14 protein-coding genes are annotated in these 16,586 nt (G+C 46.2%); 4 read left to right on the top strand and 10 right to left on the bottom strand.

Annotated elements, in window-relative coordinates:
• Positions 1 to 10: 10 nt before the first annotated feature.
• Positions 11 to 1,099: an efflux RND transporter periplasmic adaptor subunit gene (locus PV783_RS05185; protein WP_111577008.1), complete on the bottom strand. Its 1,089-nt coding sequence runs from the start codon at positions 1,097 to 1,099 to the stop codon at positions 11 to 13.
• Between the two features lie 451 nt (positions 1,100 to 1,550).
• Between PV783_RS05185 and PV783_RS05190 the strand changes: the two genes are divergently transcribed.
• The 3 genes from PV783_RS05190 to rnc are packed head-to-tail and all read left to right on the top strand — an operon-like array spanning position 1,551 to position 3,794.
• Complete coding sequence (locus PV783_RS05190; protein ID WP_012788038.1) at positions 1,551 to 1,787, top strand: acyl carrier protein; 237 nt, start codon at positions 1,551 to 1,553, stop codon at positions 1,785 to 1,787.
• Positions 1,788 to 1,810: 23 nt separating this feature from the next.
• Entirely contained in the window at positions 1,811 to 3,064 is a 1,254-nt protein-coding gene (gene fabF / locus PV783_RS05195; protein ID WP_079469779.1) for a beta-ketoacyl-ACP synthase II, read from the top strand.
• 10 nt (positions 3,065 to 3,074) lie between these two features.
• Complete coding sequence (gene rnc / locus PV783_RS05200) at positions 3,075 to 3,794, top strand: ribonuclease III (protein ID WP_079469778.1); 720 nt, start codon at positions 3,075 to 3,077, stop codon at positions 3,792 to 3,794.
• Positions 3,795 to 3,829: 35 nt separating this feature from the next.
• On the opposite strand, the gene PV783_RS05205 is transcribed toward rnc, so the two are convergent.
• The 6 genes from PV783_RS05205 to PV783_RS05230 form a co-directional block, all read right to left on the bottom strand.
• On the bottom strand, positions 3,830 to 4,510 hold the full coding sequence (locus PV783_RS05205) for a GyrI-like domain-containing protein (protein ID WP_420987319.1): 681 nt from the start codon (positions 4,508 to 4,510) through the stop codon (positions 3,830 to 3,832).
• A gap of 49 nt (positions 4,511 to 4,559) precedes the next feature.
• Positions 4,560 to 5,591, bottom strand: a complete 1,032-nt coding sequence (locus PV783_RS05210) for a DJ-1/PfpI family protein (protein ID WP_420987320.1) — start codon at positions 5,589 to 5,591, stop codon at positions 4,560 to 4,562.
• A gap of 75 nt (positions 5,592 to 5,666) precedes the next feature.
• On the bottom strand, positions 5,667 to 6,629 hold the full coding sequence (locus tag PV783_RS05215; RefSeq protein WP_420987321.1) for a helix-turn-helix transcriptional regulator: 963 nt from the start codon (positions 6,627 to 6,629) through the stop codon (positions 5,667 to 5,669).
• A gap of 268 nt (positions 6,630 to 6,897) precedes the next feature.
• Positions 6,898 to 7,932: a cytochrome d ubiquinol oxidase subunit II gene (cydB, locus tag PV783_RS05220; RefSeq protein WP_420987322.1), complete on the bottom strand. Its 1,035-nt coding sequence runs from the start codon at positions 7,930 to 7,932 to the stop codon at positions 6,898 to 6,900.
• A gap of 3 nt (positions 7,933 to 7,935) precedes the next feature.
• On the bottom strand, positions 7,936 to 9,327 hold the full coding sequence (locus tag PV783_RS05225) for a cytochrome ubiquinol oxidase subunit I (protein ID WP_079469774.1): 1,392 nt from the start codon (positions 9,325 to 9,327) through the stop codon (positions 7,936 to 7,938).
• Positions 9,328 to 9,541: 214 nt separating this feature from the next.
• Positions 9,542 to 10,552: a zinc-dependent alcohol dehydrogenase family protein gene (locus PV783_RS05230; RefSeq protein WP_420987323.1), complete on the bottom strand. Its 1,011-nt coding sequence runs from the start codon at positions 10,550 to 10,552 to the stop codon at positions 9,542 to 9,544.
• Positions 10,553 to 10,669: 117 nt separating this feature from the next.
• On the opposite strand from PV783_RS05230, the gene PV783_RS05235 reads away from it, so the two are divergent.
• Positions 10,670 to 11,050, top strand: coding sequence for a winged helix-turn-helix transcriptional regulator (locus PV783_RS05235; protein ID WP_420987324.1), 381 nt, complete (start codon positions 10,670 to 10,672; stop codon positions 11,048 to 11,050).
• Between the two features lie 78 nt (positions 11,051 to 11,128).
• On the opposite strand, the gene PV783_RS05240 is transcribed toward PV783_RS05235, so the two are convergent.
• Genes PV783_RS05240 through PV783_RS05250 form a run of 3 tightly spaced genes read right to left on the bottom strand, consistent with a single transcriptional unit; the run spans position 11,129 to position 16,557 of the window.
• Positions 11,129 to 14,518: an ATP-binding protein gene (locus PV783_RS05240; protein ID WP_420987325.1), complete on the bottom strand. Its 3,390-nt coding sequence runs from the start codon at positions 14,516 to 14,518 to the stop codon at positions 11,129 to 11,131.
• On the bottom strand, positions 14,499 to 15,089 hold the full coding sequence (locus PV783_RS05245) for a DUF4194 domain-containing protein (RefSeq protein ID WP_079469770.1): 591 nt from the start codon (positions 15,087 to 15,089) through the stop codon (positions 14,499 to 14,501). Before PV783_RS05245 ends, PV783_RS05240 begins: the two co-directional genes overlap by 20 nt.
• Before the next feature lie 4 nt (positions 15,090 to 15,093).
• Positions 15,094 to 16,557, bottom strand: a complete 1,464-nt coding sequence (locus PV783_RS05250; protein WP_111577003.1) for a DUF3375 domain-containing protein — start codon at positions 16,555 to 16,557, stop codon at positions 15,094 to 15,096.
• Positions 16,558 to 16,586 lie beyond the last annotated feature (29 nt).

Below are 16,586 nucleotides of genomic sequence, written 5' to 3' on the forward strand. Positions count from 1 at the left end.
GGGAAAACTATTATTGTATCTTATTATACTTCAACTGCATGCCTGGTTTCAGCTGGAGAATACCAGTGATAATAACCGTATCACCAGGTTGAAGGCCACTGGTGATTTGTACGCTGCTTTCGGTTCTGATGCCTGTTTCTACTGTTACAAACTTGGCCTGGCCTTTATCGGCGATAATTACTTTTTTATCACGGGTACCGGGAATAACGGCCTGGGACGGTATCAGCATGGCATCCGGGAGGTCTTTCAGCAGAATTTTTACTTTGGCGAAAGAACCGGGGAAGAGGATACCGTTATTATTAGGAACGATAGCCCGGAGCTTTACAGTACGGGTGGTAAGATCTATTTTAGGGTCGATGGCATAAATGCTGCCTTTATATTCTTTATTATCACCGGATACCAAAAAGTTCACCTGGTCACCGTTTTTAATGGCATTGCGGTATTTCTCGGCCACGGAGAAGTCCATTTTCAGCGGATCTATCTGCTGGAGGGTAGTAATAATGGTAAGGGAAGACACGATGGCGCCTTCACTTACGTTACGTAAACCGAGTTTACCGCTGAAGGGGGCGCGTAGTTCTGTTTTCTGCAGCTGGGTTTGGGTATATTCCATATCAGCGCCGTAGGCACTCACCTGGTTGCGGGTTACATCCACATCCTGCTGGCTGATACCATTTATTTTAAGGAGGTTTTCCTGGCGTTCCAGGGTTGTTTTGGCCAGTTGTTGCTGTAATTTAAGCTTTTGAAGCTGTGCTCTGAGGTCTTCATCATATAGTTTAACCAGGAGGTCTCCTTTTCTTACGGTGGTTCCCTCTTTAAAATAAAGGTGTATGATGCGGCCATTAATTTCCGGTTTCACCTCTACTTCTTCATTGCTTTGCAAGGTGCCGCTTGCTTCAATAGATTGATCGAGCCGGGAGGTTTTAACGATCCAGGCGTCTGTAAGCAGTAGCCGGGAAGCGCCTCCCTTTGCACCGGATGCGGCAGCAGCCGGCTCTCCGGCTGATTTGTTGCCGGCTATTTTCTTATAAACGAGGAAAATGACGATACCGGCTGCGGCCAATATAACTATTGTGCGAACGGTCTTTTTGGTGATGGCCATATCTTTTTATATGTGTTTTTCTAACTTTTTGCTACTGATTCATAACAGAGAAACAGGCTCCTAAAGGGATACTATCTCACAAGCCGGACAAATTTACGCATTGAGGAGGCTGAATGCTCCGGGCAACTGTTAAATAGCGTTAATGCTTTAGATAAGTGGCTAAATAGCCGGTTGAATGGAGATATTTTAAGATTTATATGTTTTGGATTTCAGAGAATGGCGTAATTGTCCCGAAAAAGGCGACTTTTGTGGTAAAATATGCAAATCTGTAATCCAACCAGTATCAAAAATATATAAATTCTTTTATTAACAAAGCTATGAATATGTTTACTGTATTGGGTTTGGTAGGATTGACCCGGTTAGAGCGTCCTTAAAATTCGGGCTATCTGTTGGCAATTCAATAAAAATTATATTTTTGCAGTCAAGTTTTAAACCAAAAACACTTAAAATTATGTCAGACATTGCATCAAGAGTTAAAAAGATCATCATTGACAAATTGGGCGTTGACGAAGCCGAGGTAACTCCTGAAGCCAGCTTCACCAATGACTTAGGCGCTGACTCTTTGGATACGGTAGAACTGATTATGGAATTCGAAAAAGAATTCAACATCTCCATTCCTGACGAACAAGCTGAAACTATTACTACTGTTGGCCAGGCAGTTGCTTACCTGGAAGAACATGTAAAATAATCCTACTAATCAGAATTGTTTTAATGCAACCAAGACGAGTTGTCGTTACAGGTTTAGGCGCTCTTACACCGCTCGGCAATACTGTAGCCGATTTTTGGCACGGATTGACGAACGGTGTATCCGGCGCGGATTATATCAAGCAATTTGATGCTTCCAAGTTCAAAACCCGTTTTGCTTGCGAACTGAAAAATTTTGATCCTGCTAACTACCTGGACAAAAAAGAGGCCCGTAAAATGGACCCCTTTACACAGACGGCTGTAATTGCCGCAGATCAGGCGATACTGGACGCCAATATCAATAAAGACAAGATCAATGCTGATCGTGTTGGGGTGATATGGGGCACTGGTGTTGGAGGTATGATCAATTTCAGTCACGAGCTGAGAGATTTCCATACAGGGGATGGTACGCCCCGCTTCAGTCCTTTTCTAATTCCGAGGCTTATTCTTGATATCGCGGCCGGGTATATTTCTATCCGTCACGGTTTCAGGGGGCCTAATTTTTCCGTTGTATCAGCTTGCGCATCTGCTACCAATGCCATTATTGAGGCAATGTACAGTATCCGTTACGGCAAAACCGATATGGTGATTACCGGCGGATCGGAAAATGTGATCAATGAGCCTTGTGTTGGCGGCTTCAACGCCATGAAGGCCCTGTCAGAAAGGAATGAAGACCCAAAAACTGCTTCCAGACCCTTTGATCTTGACCGCGATGGTTTTGTAATGGGTGAAGGAGCTGGCGCACTGGTACTGGAGTCGTTAGAACACGCACAGGAAAGAGGCGCCAGGATATACGCAGAGTTAGCCGGCGGCGGCGCTACTGCAGACGCATATCACATCACCGCTCCACATCCGGAAGGACTGGGCGCTTTAAATGTAATGCGGAACGCTTTGGCAGATGCCGAAATGCAGGCCAACGAAATCGATTACATCAACGTTCACGGTACTTCCACTCCGTTGGGAGATATTGCCGAAGTAAAAGCCATTCAGCGCGTTTTTGAAGAGCATGCTTATAAAATGAACATCAGCTCTACAAAATCCATGACAGGGCACTTACTCGGGGCTGCCGGCGCCGTTGAATCCATAGCCGTAATTATGTCTATCCTCGATGGCATAGTTCCTCCTACGATCAACCACTTTACTGACGACCCGCAGTTAGACCCGAAACTGAATTTTACTTTTAATATCGCACAAAGGAGAGAAGTAAACGCTGCATTGTCCAACACCTTTGGGTTTGGCGGACATAATGCTTCCGTGATTTTCAAAAAATTTGTTCCTTGATCTTGATTGTGTGAGTTTACTGCCAGGTTTTTTATATCGACTAGTTTCCAAAAAAAGGCACTTATATAAAGAGCTGCACAACCTGCTGGGCTTCCCGCCTGGTAACTTTGCCCTTTATGAAGTGGCCCTGAGCCATCGTTCCAGTAAAGAAAAATTCCTGGAAAGCAACGAAAGGCTGGAATACCTCGGTGACGCTATTCTCGGCGCCATTGTGGGTGACTACCTCTTTAAAAAATATCCCTATAAAACAGAAGGATATTTAACAGAGATGCGCTCCAAGATCGTTAACCGGCAACAACTAAACGATATCGCTATCAAGATGGGCTTACGCAAGCTCACTATCTACGACAAATACAACAGCTTTCTCAAAATAAGCCAGATATTCGGCAATACCCTCGAAGCCCTCGTAGGCGCTGTATACCTCGACCGCGGCTATAATAAAACCCAACAGTTTGTACATAAACGCATTATCATGCCTTATATAGACATGGAACTGCTGGAAACCGTGGAAATGAACCACAAAAACAAGTTATACGGCTGGGCCAATAAAAACGGCAAAACACTGGAATTCGAACTCCTCGAAGAACAGATGGACAACGGCCGGCGCATCTTCACTGTAGGCGCTGTGGTAGACGGGGAACTCATCTGCAGCGGCAAAGCCTTCAATAAAAAAGATGCCAGCCAGATCGCCGCACAACAAGCCATTATACAGCTGGGGTTAACCGACTAACTGTTTTTGGTAAGATGCGCTCCGCCCCTCATCAACTACTTACTCACCGGGTGTCTTAATATCGTTTTCAGCTTTTCCGGCGCAGTTTTCCGGAAGTCAGACAAATAAATTTCATGATGCCGCCCATTCATGCGCAATCCCTGCTGCTGCATGAAGTCATCCATCTTTTTCAACGATGCCGGCTCCTCACTATAGGGACCAATATGCATTAGCTGTACGCTCAGGCCCTCTTCTATATGTTTTAAATCCACCTGCCTGATAAAAACAGACTTCTTCTTTTTCTCCGCAGCAAGCACGGCTTCCGAAAATTGCTGACGGGTAATGTAGTCCGGCATTCTGATGGCCAGTTCGTAATTCCATTGATCACGCGGCGCCTGCCGCGGATCTGCATAATCGCCATTTACCCACCAGAAGCCTTCCAGCTTGCTCACGGTAAAGTCGCGGCCCTTTTGCTTGCTGCTGAACTTAATGCCATATGCTACCGCATACAACGCAGCAGTTACTTCAGCGAACAGGGGACCATTGGGATCACCTTTACCCATAACAGTTACAAACAATCCCTTTTCTATGGTAACCACTTCAGGCACTAAAGCAGCGGTATAATACTGTTTAAATTCCTTTGTTAAATCCAGTTTACTCATATTTTTCAGTGTTAATTGTATATCAAAAGCAAAGGTGATGAGCAACAGCCATCCCATGATGATATAGGCTTTCATTGTTTAAGAGTTAAAATCCCCCGGGAGTACCGGGGGATGTTTATACCGGTTAAAGCACACCAATCTGTATGTTGGTGATATTTTGCGCCGGTTGTTCAAAATTATAGCGCAGGTATTGTTCCCGCGTGTAGCCGGTTACGGGTAGGCCCAGCATACCGATACCTGTAAACAGCTGTTCGTACGTAGTGATGAGCTGCTCCCACGGGCCTTTGTGCTGCATGCTTACACATTTGAAGGCCGGTAGTGTTTCGCAATGCCACGGCGCTGAAACAGGTTTCACCGCTGTTACGGGAAGGCCAATATCCAGGGTGAACACTGTATCCGGCTTTCCGTCGAAGTTGCGGTAATGCCATTCAGGCGCGCCGCATATTTCCAGCCCGGCATTAATAGCTTCCTGGTATACGTCTTTAATAGCGGTGCGTACGAGGGACAGCATACCGGCATAGTTCGTTTCGTAGCGCTGATAGAAGAAATGGAAAGGCACTGCGGATAACATCTCCGGAAGAACAGCTGTATGATCAAAGAAGCCAAACCAGAACTTCAGGGGTTCTATCTCCAGTAAATTAAAATGCTGATAGATGGCTTTGGCAAATGGGATCATTGCGGTGCCGCTGGCAGTGATAATCTGTTTATCAGCTACCGCCGGTTCATCCCTGTACTTATCAGCACCTTTATAAGTGGGCGCCTGTTGCTTCAATACTTCGGGGTGATTGCTGGTATGGGCAATATTGTCCAGGAAGCCGTGTTGCCCCAACAGCACAGTGGCGCCACAGATAGCTGCAATTGTTTTTTGCTGTGCCAGCAGTTGTTTAACAAGTGGAATGATCGCTGCATTGGAGCCATTTTCCATTGCCTCTCCACCGGGAAGAATCAGCAGGTCGATATCCGCTTTCAATGCCTCATCGAGACTTGTATGAGGCTGTATCTTCAGCTGTCCGCCGGAAGTAACGGTTTCGCCGGTAAAGGAAAAGGTAACGATATTGGTATCTGTAAAGCTTCCTATGCCATACATGGTCAGTGCGGGTTCCCAATCGGAGTAGCCGTCGAAGAGGAATACATAGCAATTGCTGAGCTTATTCATATTTGTATTGTTTTTGATCACAGTACAAAAGAACAGCCAGGGAGTGACAACCTTATGTCAGCAGCATTCCAAAATTTATAAATAATGTCCGTGGAGTTCTGTTACAAGCTCTCCGATAGCGGTTTTGAGCTCTTCAGGCTGATGTACTTCCACCCGGCTTCCAAACATAATGAGCCACCTGGCAAAATAGCCCAGGGAGGATTGCAGAAAGGTAAGCTCTGTTTTATCGCCCACTACCTTTTCTTCCATAAGGCCATAGTAGTACTTCTGTTCCCTTACATACCGCATCAGATCATTGTCCACCGCTATTTTTATGAGATAGGTATTTTCGCTGTGGCTGCTGCGCTGTTGCTCCAGGTAGTCCTGCAAAGAGAGGTGTTTGTTTTTCTTATAAGTGGCCGGCAGCACGGCTAATTTGCGGATACGGTCTACCCGGAAATCCCGGTAACCCTGCCGGAGCCGGCAGAAAGCGATCAGGTGCCAGTTGGCGCTGCTATGGAAAATGCCTATTGGCTCTACTTCCCTGCGGGTGGCCACTTCTTCCTGGAAAGAAAAGTATTCCATACTGATCACCTGGTTCATGCCCAGGGCTTGTTGAATATCAGTGAGGAAGCGGTTGGGGAACTCGGCCGCGTCCGTGACCATAGGGCGGTACCGCAGTACGGCGATGTTTTCATCCAGTGATTCGAGGTAGTCCTTTTCTGTTCCACGGAGTACGGAACGGATCTTTTCCATTGCCAGGCTGAACTGTTTCCGGTTACTGTGGTCACTGAACTGTTCCATCAGTTTTTCCCCGGTAAGGAGTGCCGCCGCCTCTTCTTTGGAAAACATTACAGGGGGCAGGTGATATCCTTCCACGATGTAATAGCCGGTACCCGCCTCCGCACCAATAGGCACGCCGGCTTCCTGCAGGGCTTTTACATCCCGGTATACCGTTCTTAAACTGATGTTAAAGCGGTCGGCAATTTCGGAGGCCCTTACTATTTTTTTACCCTGTAATTGTATGAGAATGGCGGTAAGCCGGTCGATACGGTTCATGGAATGAATCAATTCTGGGTACTAATTTCGGCTTCCCGGAATTATTTTCAGAAATTTTTTTAAACCGGTTAAACTTTTATCAAAGCAGGCGGTCTTAAATATACAAATCTCCTGATAAAAGATAGGATACCGGGAAAACGACAACTGGCGACTTTCGGGAGATCATCAACACAATGCTACAGTACAGAATATAGGTTAAATGGTAAGTCCCTGCAATTTCTTGCGGGGACCTGTTTTTTTAGCCAATGGCTGTTAACCTTTCTGATATCTAATAACTCATTTCGTTCAGCTTCACTTTACCCCGGAATGTCCAGAATAAGAAAGTAGTATATCCAATTACCATCGGGGTACCTATGGCTGCAATGAGCAGCATAATTTTCAACGACTTAACAGAAGACGCCGCTGCATAAATGCTGATGCTATAAGCCGGATCAGTGGTAGATATCACAATATTGGGATATAACCCTACGGCAAACAGGATGAGCAGGCAGGCCGTGATAATGGAAGAATAGAGGAAAGCAGTATAATACCTGCGGGCATCTACATTTCTTTTGATATTCAACAGGATCAGCACAGCCAGCATTGGCAACAGGAACAGCTGGGGATGTGACTTAAACTGCAAGGTCATGTGCGGCACATAAATAAGGGTAGCCATTGACGTTAGAATAAAGCAGAGAATGAAGAACTTGCTGCAGTTGTTCACAATCACTGTGAGCCTGGTGTACAGCCTGTTTTCCGTTTTCATTACCAGGTAAATAGAGCCATGCAGCATGAACAGCGACAAGGTGGTAAAAGCAATCAGTATCGCATAAGGATTAAAAAACGTGAGCAGTGTACCGGTAAATTCATGTTCCTTATTAATCGGAAGGCCGTGAATAAGGTTGCCCAGTACCAGTCCCAGCAACAGCGTGATGCCGGTGCTGGACACAGTATAACTGATGTCCCACATTTTGCGCCACCACAGCCAGGTTTCCTTACTCCTGAATTCTATTGAAATAGCCCTGAAGATGAGGGCTACGAGGAATAACATAAAGGGAACATAGAAGGTAGATAATACTACGCCGTATACCAGCGGGAACCCGGCAAACAATGCACCACCGGCAATTACCAGCCATACTTCGTTCCCATCCCATACCGGTCCTATCGCATTCAGCACCAGGCGCCGGCTTTCTTCTTTTTTAAAAAACAGGTGCAAAGCACCGGCACCCAGGTCGAAGCCATCCAGCACACCATAACCGGTGATCAATCCGCCAATCACTAAAAACCACCAGGTGGGAAGGTCCAGTCCGAGAATTGTTTCCATGAGTTATAATTTAGTAGGATGGTAAGTTATATTATCGTGATAATAGCCGTCGTATTCAATTTCCGCATTCTCTGAAACATCCGGCCCGTGCTGTATTTTCCGGGTTAGCAAATAGATGAACAACGTAAACAGCAGCATATACACCAGCGTAAATAATATCAGTGAAAACATTACCTGGTCGGCCGTTACCTTACGCGACAGCGCATCGGATGTACGCAACAGCTTGTACACCACCCAGGGCTGGCGGCCCACTTCGGCGGCATACCATCCAACCTGGTTGGCTATTTGCGGCAGCAGCACTGCCCATGCGAATATGATCATCAGCCAGCGCTGGTTAAACAGTTTCTTTCTCCATAAAAGGAAAACGGCCAGGAGGGTAAGCGCTATGAGTATCATGCCGATAGAGATCATAATGTGATACATCTGGAACACAAAGTTCACTGCGCCGGGCCTGTCTGCTTTGGGTGTGGCCCTGAGCCCTTCTACCGGGGCGGAAAAGCTGCCATGCGTAAGGAAAGAAAGTCCTCCCGGAATTTTTATACCGGTTGTCTTTTCATTTTTGTTGTCTACCCAACCCACAATGTACATCGGTGCTACCGCAGAACTATCGTAATGGCCTTCCATAGCGGCCAGTTTGGCGGGTTGATATTTGCTCACATAGTGAGCGGAACGGTGACCGGTGAAAAGCTGCATCAGCGCTGCTATTACGGCTACGCCCAAGCCTACTTTAAACATGGCTTGCGCATGTTTGGCAGAGCGGTTTTTCAGGATGTACCAGGCGGCAACGCTCATCACCAGGAAAGAGCCTGCGAGAAAGGAGCCGATGATCACATGTGAAAACCGGTCTACTGAAGAAGGGTTAAACACCATTTCCCAGAAATCCGTAACTACTGCGCGCGCCTGCAGATCATGTCCTTCTATACGGTAACCTGTTGGCGTTTGCTGCCAGGAATTGGCAATAACGATCCACAATGCAGAAAAGATAGAACCCAGCGCCACCATGCAGGTAGAAAAGAAGTGAACCCCTTTATGAACACGGTTCCAGCCAAATAATAATACCCCCAGGAAGGCAGATTCCATGGCAAAGGCGAAGATGCCTTCTGCCGCCAGGGCGCTTCCGAAAATGTCGCCTACGTAATGCGAATAGGTGGCCCAGTTGGTGCCAAATTCAAATTCCATTACAATGCCGGTGGCTACACCGATCCCGAAGATCAACGCAAATATCTTAATCCAAAATCGCGTAATGTCTTTATAAAGCGACAAACCTGTTTTAAGATACAGGCCCTCCATGATCACAAGACAGAGGCCCAGTCCTATGCTCAGCGGAGGATAGATGTAGTGAAAGGCAATGGTAAACGCAAACTGTATTCTGGATAGTATTTCTACTGAAGGCATAATGTTCGATTATTGATGCAAAGGTAGCAGGTGAAGATATCCATGAAACTGATGTTTGTCATGTATTGATAAAAATATAATGTTATCATCACCTTAACAAGTAAATAACCCTGTTTTCAACTTGTTTTTACTATCTTGAAACAATAATTTTAGTGTAATGGTTTACTTGGTATAACGTCCTGCCGATGCGCAGGACGTTTATATGTCAGCTACTTTACTTCATTTCTATTACTACTTTCCCGAAATAATTACCACTACCCATATATCTAAATGCCTCCTGCGCTTCGCTTACAGGGAATACGCTGTCTATTACCGGATGGATATTATTTACTTCCACCGCAGCAGCCAACTCCTGGAAACTTTTCAGGCTGCCTACAGAATAACCCTGCAACCTGATATAGCTGCCTACTACAGTAAACAAGTCTATTGGCAGCTGCGCGCCCTCAATAAAGCCTACCAGGCCCACAAAGCCATTGAAGCCTACCGACTTAACAGAATTAACAATGGTGGCGGCGCCGGCAATATCCAGTGTGGCATGCACACCTTCTCCACCAGTGATACGTTTTACTTCTTCGTACCAGTTTGGATATTTTTTATAATCGATCACTTCGTGGGCGCCCAGCTCCTGTAATTTCTTCAGCTTATCCGGATGGCTGCTGGTGGCAATTACCTTCGCACCTGCTGCCAATGCGATTTGCATGGCAAAAAGAGATACGCCGCCGGTGCCCTGCGTGAGCACTGTTTGTCCTGCTTTGATGCCGGCGTAGCCCATCAGGCCCGTCCACGCGGTAACGCCGGCAACGGGCAATGTAGCGGCTTCCACGCTGGTTAAATTGGCAGGAGTGCGCACCAGTGCATATTCAGGGATCACGGCATATTCTGCCAGCAGGCCGGGGGTGCTTACGCCTGTTCTGATATGATTGGTAGCGGCGGTGGCATGGCCATGCTGCCAGAGCTGGTTGTAATGAATGGCTACGCGGTCGCCCGGCTGCCATTTGGTTACCTGATCGCCGATAGCTTCTACCACACCGGCGCCATCGGAAGTGGGAATGCGTGGTAGCGGCAACTCCTTGCTATAGGTGCCGGTAGCGAGGGCTACGTCGAGGTAATTGAGTGCCGCGGCTTCTATTTTTACCAGTACTTCACCGGGGCCGGGTGTGGGTGTAGGTATTTCTTTGAGCTGTAAACTTTCCAGTCCGAATGCCACTTGTTGTATTGCTTTCATAAGAACTATTTTTTTTCTTTCACAAAATTGCCCCCTAACTTCATATAAGACAAGTATGCACCATTTGGGAATGTAGGTACCAGATAGATACTATTGCTGATAATCAATACCAGAAAAATGAAGAAATCCGGAAAAAATATTCATACTGATACGATTTGTGCGGTTGATTACGCTTTTCAACGGATTGGTGGAAAGCACAAAGGACGTGTTATTTATCACCTGAGAAATGGGGTAAGGAGATATGGAGAACTACGTAAAATCATGACCGGTATAACCCCTAAAATGCTCACACAGGTATTGCGTGAACTGGAAGACGATGAGCTGGTAACCCGGCACGTGTACCTGGAAGTGCCGCCACGCGTGGAATATCAACTAACAGATACGGGCCGGGAACTGCTGCCGTTTATTATATTGCTGAGTGAATGGGGCGCCAGGCAAATGGGACGGGAGCCGCAATGCCAGCCGGTGTTGGCAGGACAATCAGGCATGCCGGCGTAACGCCAATTTAAAATACATAAAAAAGGCTGATACACCTGTTGATGATGTATCAGCCTTTTTATTGCGCGGTGTTGCCGCTTACGACATCACTGCCATTGATTCAAACTCCTTCTTCCTGTCGCGGTACTCTTCCATCGTAAAGTTATACACCACCGAATCACGTTTGTTTTTATTCGCCACAAAGTGACAGGCATGTATATAAGGTTCTGCGATATTCAGTTTATCCAGCGGCGTTACTACCAGTAACTGCAGGTTCAGCTGTCCGCAGTATTCCATGAGGTAGTGACTCTTTTCAGGATCCAGTTTGCTGAAGGCTTCATCCACTGTGATGAAGCGTAAGCTGCGGTGCTGGCGGTTAGCTTCATTGATACCAAACTGGTAAGCAATGGCTGCTCCCAGGATGGTGTAAGTGAACTGTGCTTTTTCACCACCGGAAAGACTGGCCGTATCCTCATAATATTTGAACGCCTTATTATCGGCCACATAAAATTCTTTTGCACCGAAGTCGAGCCAGTTGCGTACATCCGTTACTTTACGGCGCCATGCTTCGTTTTGCTGCAACTCGGTGATGAGCAGTTTGATATTTTCAAACAGCTGGTCGCCGTAGGCTTCATCTTTTTCGAGCTGGTATTTATAAGAGTCCGGTACTGCGTTACTGAGTTTCTCTTTGAAGTTACGGATCTCCACATCACGTACATGGCGGCATTCCAGCTGGAGGTAGGTATCCGGGTTTTTATTGAAGGTGATGTTGCGTAATGGTTCGTTGAGATCTTCCATTACTTCGCGGATCACGTCTTCCTGTCCGTATATCCATGCCCGGTAGTTGGTGATGGCATTGAGCATGCTGGTGTCCATGTATTTGCGGAAGCGTTCTTTATGCTCAATGAGCCGCTGGAATTTAATCCGCTCATAGAGGGAAGTAAATTCGTCGAGGTATTTCACATGTGGCTGCAGATCCGTTACATCACCGAGCCAGTCAGGGAAAGTATCGTGGATGGATTTTGGCGGCATTACAAATGCAGCCAGCTGCCGGGTGATCTCTGCTTCTTTTTCCGCGGTGAGGCGCATGGCATCGTGCAGGGTTGCCTTCATGTTATCATCTGCCCGTTTGCGGTAGGATGCCAGCTCAAGGGTTGTTTCCGCCGGTTCGGTCAGCGACAGGTCAGTAAGGTATTCCAGTATGTATTGGAGAGAAACATCGTCCAGTTTATTAACCTTCAGTTGATTGAAGTGGCGTAGTTTCTCTGCGGCTTTATCGTCCAGCCGGCCTTTTTCCTGGAGCGTTCCTTCTTTCTCTTTTTCCTTGCTTTGTATCTGCAAGGTAATTTCGTCCAGCTGATCACAGATCGCCTGGTATTTGTCGCTGGTTTTTAGCAGCGTTGCTTTTTCACGCGCGAACGATTCAATGACGCCGGCATGAGTTTGCCAGTTGATTTCACTGTAGTTGCGCAACGACAGCAATGCGTTCAGCAGTGCATTGATATTGGCGATGGCTTTCCTGCTGTCTTCCAGCTGGGAAATGCTATGCTGTAGTGTTTCGATATTGTTATTGCATTCATCCTGTTCTTCTTTTAACAGGCGTAATTTGTTTTTATTGTTCCATCCCAGTACATAATTGTTTTTCTGGGAGCGGTTAGGACGGTCATCTTTTTCATGGCGTGTAGCCTGCCGCGTTAGTCCGTTGGAAGTAACTGCTTTCCGGCAACGGTTAAACACGGTCATGTCGTCGGTACAGGTATAATCAAACTGATCGAGCAGCTGGTTTTGCAGCCATTCTTTGAAGATGGTGCCGGGTTTGATATCTATCTTTTGTAACAGGCTTTCTTTTTCAGAAGGCATCCGCAACATGGTATAACTCTCCTCTTCTACTTTGTGGTATACAAGGCGGGTTTGCAGGTTGTTGGAATTGATGTACCGGTTGATGTCCAGGATATATTCTTCCGGCACGAGGAGGCGCAGGCCAAAGTTGTGCAATACTTTTTCAATAGCACTTTCCCAATGGATCTCTGCATCTTTTACTTTGATCAATTCACCGGCAAACGGCAGGTCATCTTCCTGGATATCCAGCATATTTGCCAGCTGTTGACGGATACGGATCAGCTCATAGGGAATATTATTTTTCCGGTGGAGGAAGGAATCTATTTCTTCTTCCAGTTTTGATACCTGTGATCTTTCAGCGGCAAGGCTGCTTTTGTGATGAAAAATTTCTTCCTGTAATGTTTCCAGCTGTTTATCGTGCGCTGTTTTCATCTGTTCAGCGCCGGTAATATTTTCGTGGAACTGTTGCTCATCCGGATTGGGAGCGAGTTCCAGCCGGTCTGTGAGCATGTTGTATTCTTCCATCTTATTACGCTTGGCCTCTAAGGCTTTTTGTTCGTAATGGATGGATTTTTCAATAGAGCGCAGTTGTTCATCCACGCTGTTATTGGCTTTCTGGGCTATCAGTTCATCTTTACGCAGGTGAAGCAACTGAAGTTGTTCATTGATAGCGGTGAGACTGCGGGTAGTTGTTTGTTGTTCTTTCTGTAAAGATTCCAGTTCTCTTTCCAGGATATCTTTTTCCTGTTTATTAAACCACGAGGGCAGGATGTCCTGGAGCATTTGCAATTCCCGGTTCCTGTCCTGTAGTTGTTGCCAGGAAGCGCGGTTTTCGATGATAGGTTCCAGTAGTTTCAGCTGGGTTTCATCTTTCTGAATAGCGCGGTGACTGGTGAGCAAACTATCATAGTTTTCGCGCAGTTTCAGGAATTCATTTTCGCTGTCTGTTTCTTCCAGCATCTGTCCGCGGATAAACGTGTTCAGATCGCCGAGTACTTTGATACCAACGGTTTGGTTAAAGAGAGACAGGGCTTTTTCACTTCGCAGTCCGAAGATGTTGCTGAACAGGGCTGCGTATTCTTTAAAGCTATCAGTGATTTCTGTTTTCGGAAATTCGAGGCGCAGTCTTTTTTTCCAGTCGCCTTTCACATCAAATTTTCCGTTACCGAAATGGTCGTTGATATTTAGTTTATGTGGAGAAACGATGTATTGCCGTTTCATTTCCCCGGAGTACCATCTTACCTGTGCCAGCGTGATCTGGTGCATGGTAGCGGCATTGTAGAAATAGGCCAGCAGTACGGAGTAAGGGTTGTTTTCCTTATGACGCAGCTGGTCTGTCTTTGACTGCTGGGATTCTTCGGAGAAAGTTTTACCGTAGTAGCCCCAGAAATAGGATTCTTCTCCTCTGTCGCGGCGTTGTTCTGTACCGGACGACTGGTTATAGAATCTTTTGCCGGCGGGTACCAGCAGTGTTAAGAGTGCATCGATGAGGGTGGTTTTACCGCTACCGTTTGCGCCGGTGAGCAGGGAAGTATTACCGTTGGTATTGACGCGATATATTTTATTGTGAAAGGTTCCCCAGTTGTATATTTCAAAATATTGCAACCGGAATCCACTTTCTTTTGAATCACTATTGAACAGGGTGGACATGCAGTTTTAATTTTGATTTTATTTCTTCCAGTTTCTCGTTATTCACCAGTGCTTTGATAATCCTTTTTACCTCGTATTGATGCAGTTCCTTATTGGCAGCGTCCTCCCGGGTAGTTTTCAGCACGCCTACATTTAAGAGGCTGTTGATGGGTTTGTTGAGATCTTTCAGTAGTTTGGATTTGTTGTGTCGTTCTTTGAAGAAGAGTGCGAGTCTTTCTTTGATTTCTTTTTGTGTCATAAAAAGACGGGTGCCATTGCCCTGGATATCAAATTCATCGAGGGCCTCGCGGAGTACTATGCACAGCAGCGTGGCTTCGTAGGTAAGCCGCGTTTTGCGCATGAGGCGTGGCAGTGGTTTCTCGTTGGTTTCATCTGCTTCCGGTTGTACGATACGTGCAAATCCGTCGGCTTCATTTACCACCAGTTGCAGACCTGTTTGCTGCAGGTATTTGCTGAGTTCTGTTTGCCATCCCAGCAGGTCTTTCCAGTAAGATTTATCTTCTTCGTATACAGGTCCCTGCATGAGTTTTAGAAACACGTGTGCAAAGGGAGATATATTTTTCTCGGCCATGATATTAGTTTTGTGAATTTGTGAACAGCACCATCGGCATATTGATGGTGCGGCTGCCCAGCATCACCGGGTCCGGGGTTTCCAGGATGATATGGTGTGCCGACTGGCTGGCGATAGAGAAATAGGTAATGAGTTCCGTGAGCCCCTTTTCGGCGCCGTAAATTTCTACCATTTCTTTCAGGCTTACCTGCTTTTTATTTTGTAGTTGTGTGGAAATGCGGTCTTCCAGCAGGGCGCGGTCTATATTAAAATGGTTAAATAATGCATTAAGGTCATTGTCGTCAAACTCAGTGCCACCCATCCCTTCGGGGAATTCCACCTCTACGTTGGGTTTTTTCTCGTCTGCCATATCCCAGCGGTCGAGGAGGTCTAATTCAGGATCGCTTTCTATCTCTATAAAAAATTCCTCACCGGGTGGCTGCTCCAGCGATTGAAAGGCCAGTTGCCGGATATCATTGATGAGTTCCACGGCTTTCCTGCGATCGGTGAGATTATTTTCACTGAGTACGCGGCTGAGTTTATCGCTCAGTTTTTTATTGGCATCAATTACTTTTTTACCGGAGGCATGAAGGAATTGTTTGAGTTTTTTTAAGAAGCGGTCATTTTTGTATTCGATGTTCCGGTCTTCCAGCAGGAGGTACAATTTTTCGATCAGCTCCCGCATCTCCTCCTGTTTGTTTTCATCCATGAGGAACTGCCAGAAGGAGTAGAAGCTTTTCCCCTGGTCTTTCTGGCGGAGTGCTTCGAAGGAATCGAGGGTATAAGCCAGCAGGGCGCCTTTGGCGATATTTTTTTCGCTTTGTTTGCGGTAAATTTCCTGTGTGATTTGTTCAAAGTTTTGTTCCACTTCTTTAAAATCGCTCAGGAGTTCGCGCGACATGCGGTTGACGTCGTAAAATCTTTCCTTTATCTGGGTATCATCAAACACCTGTACTTTACCGGTGATGGTGATGGCTTTTATTTCCTGTTCTATTTCATATTTCTTTTTCTCCAGTTCCTGGATCCTTTGTTCCGGGTCTTTATTGCTCTGGTCAATCAATTCTTTTAGTTTGGAGAAGATGTCTTTGAAGCGGCTTTCTGTGCCCACAAATTCTCTTTTCTGGAGGGTGGATACCCAGTGCATTACTTTTTCCATGTCGCTGCTCAGCTCATGGATATCCAGTCCGTCGTCGTCGGGATATTTGCGGAGGAAGCCTTTATTACTCCATTGATCGATATATTTCCTGGCTTTCACATCATCATGTTCCAGCAGGCTGGTAGCGTCTATTTCATCATCTGTGGCCTGGTAGCCGGTTACGCCGAGGTAATCGGACAAACGGGTTACCAGTTCCACATTGGAAATGGTAGTATGGTTCTTTTCCTTGAATGTGTAATGAAAAAATGACAGCATCATTGGCGCGCTACGTGCCCGTAGTATCTTGAGGGTAACTGACTGGGCATATAGATTACATAATTGGTCATACGTCATAGGTGTAAAAATAAGGAATTACGTATTAC

This window comes from Chitinophaga sp. CC14, assembly GCF_048957795.1.
Lineage (GTDB): Bacteria > Bacteroidota > Bacteroidia > Chitinophagales > Chitinophagaceae > Chitinophaga > Chitinophaga ginsengisegetis.

Coding starts and splice junctions, on each gene's coding strand:
- fabF (WP_079469779.1), top strand. CDS start 1,811: ATGCAACCAAGACGAGTTGTCGTTACAGGTTTAGGCGCTCTTACACCG.
- PV783_RS05245 (WP_079469770.1), bottom strand. CDS start 15,089: ATGGCCGAGAAAAATATATCTCCCTTTGCACACGTGTTTCTAAAACTC.
- PV783_RS05235 (WP_420987324.1), top strand. CDS start 10,670: ATGAAGAAATCCGGAAAAAATATTCATACTGATACGATTTGTGCGGTT.
- PV783_RS05215 (WP_420987321.1), bottom strand. CDS start 6,629: ATGAACCGTATCGACCGGCTTACCGCCATTCTCATACAATTACAGGGT.
- PV783_RS05185 (WP_111577008.1), bottom strand. CDS start 1,099: ATGGCCATCACCAAAAAGACCGTTCGCACAATAGTTATATTGGCCGCA.
- PV783_RS05240 (WP_420987325.1), bottom strand. CDS start 14,518: ATGTCCACCCTGTTCAATAGTGATTCAAAAGAAAGTGGATTCCGGTTG.
- cydB (WP_420987322.1), bottom strand. CDS start 7,932: ATGGAAACAATTCTCGGACTGGACCTTCCCACCTGGTGGTTTTTAGTG.
- PV783_RS05250 (WP_111577003.1), bottom strand. CDS start 16,557: ATGACGTATGACCAATTATGTAATCTATATGCCCAGTCAGTTACCCTC.
- PV783_RS05210 (WP_420987320.1), bottom strand. CDS start 5,591: ATGAATAAGCTCAGCAATTGCTATGTATTCCTCTTCGACGGCTACTCC.
- PV783_RS05190 (WP_012788038.1), top strand. CDS start 1,551: ATGTCAGACATTGCATCAAGAGTTAAAAAGATCATCATTGACAAATTG.
- PV783_RS05230 (WP_420987323.1), bottom strand. CDS start 10,552: ATGAAAGCAATACAACAAGTGGCATTCGGACTGGAAAGTTTACAGCTC.
- PV783_RS05225 (WP_079469774.1), bottom strand. CDS start 9,327: ATGCCTTCAGTAGAAATACTATCCAGAATACAGTTTGCGTTTACCATT.
- PV783_RS05205 (WP_420987319.1), bottom strand. CDS start 4,510: ATGAAAGCCTATATCATCATGGGATGGCTGTTGCTCATCACCTTTGCT.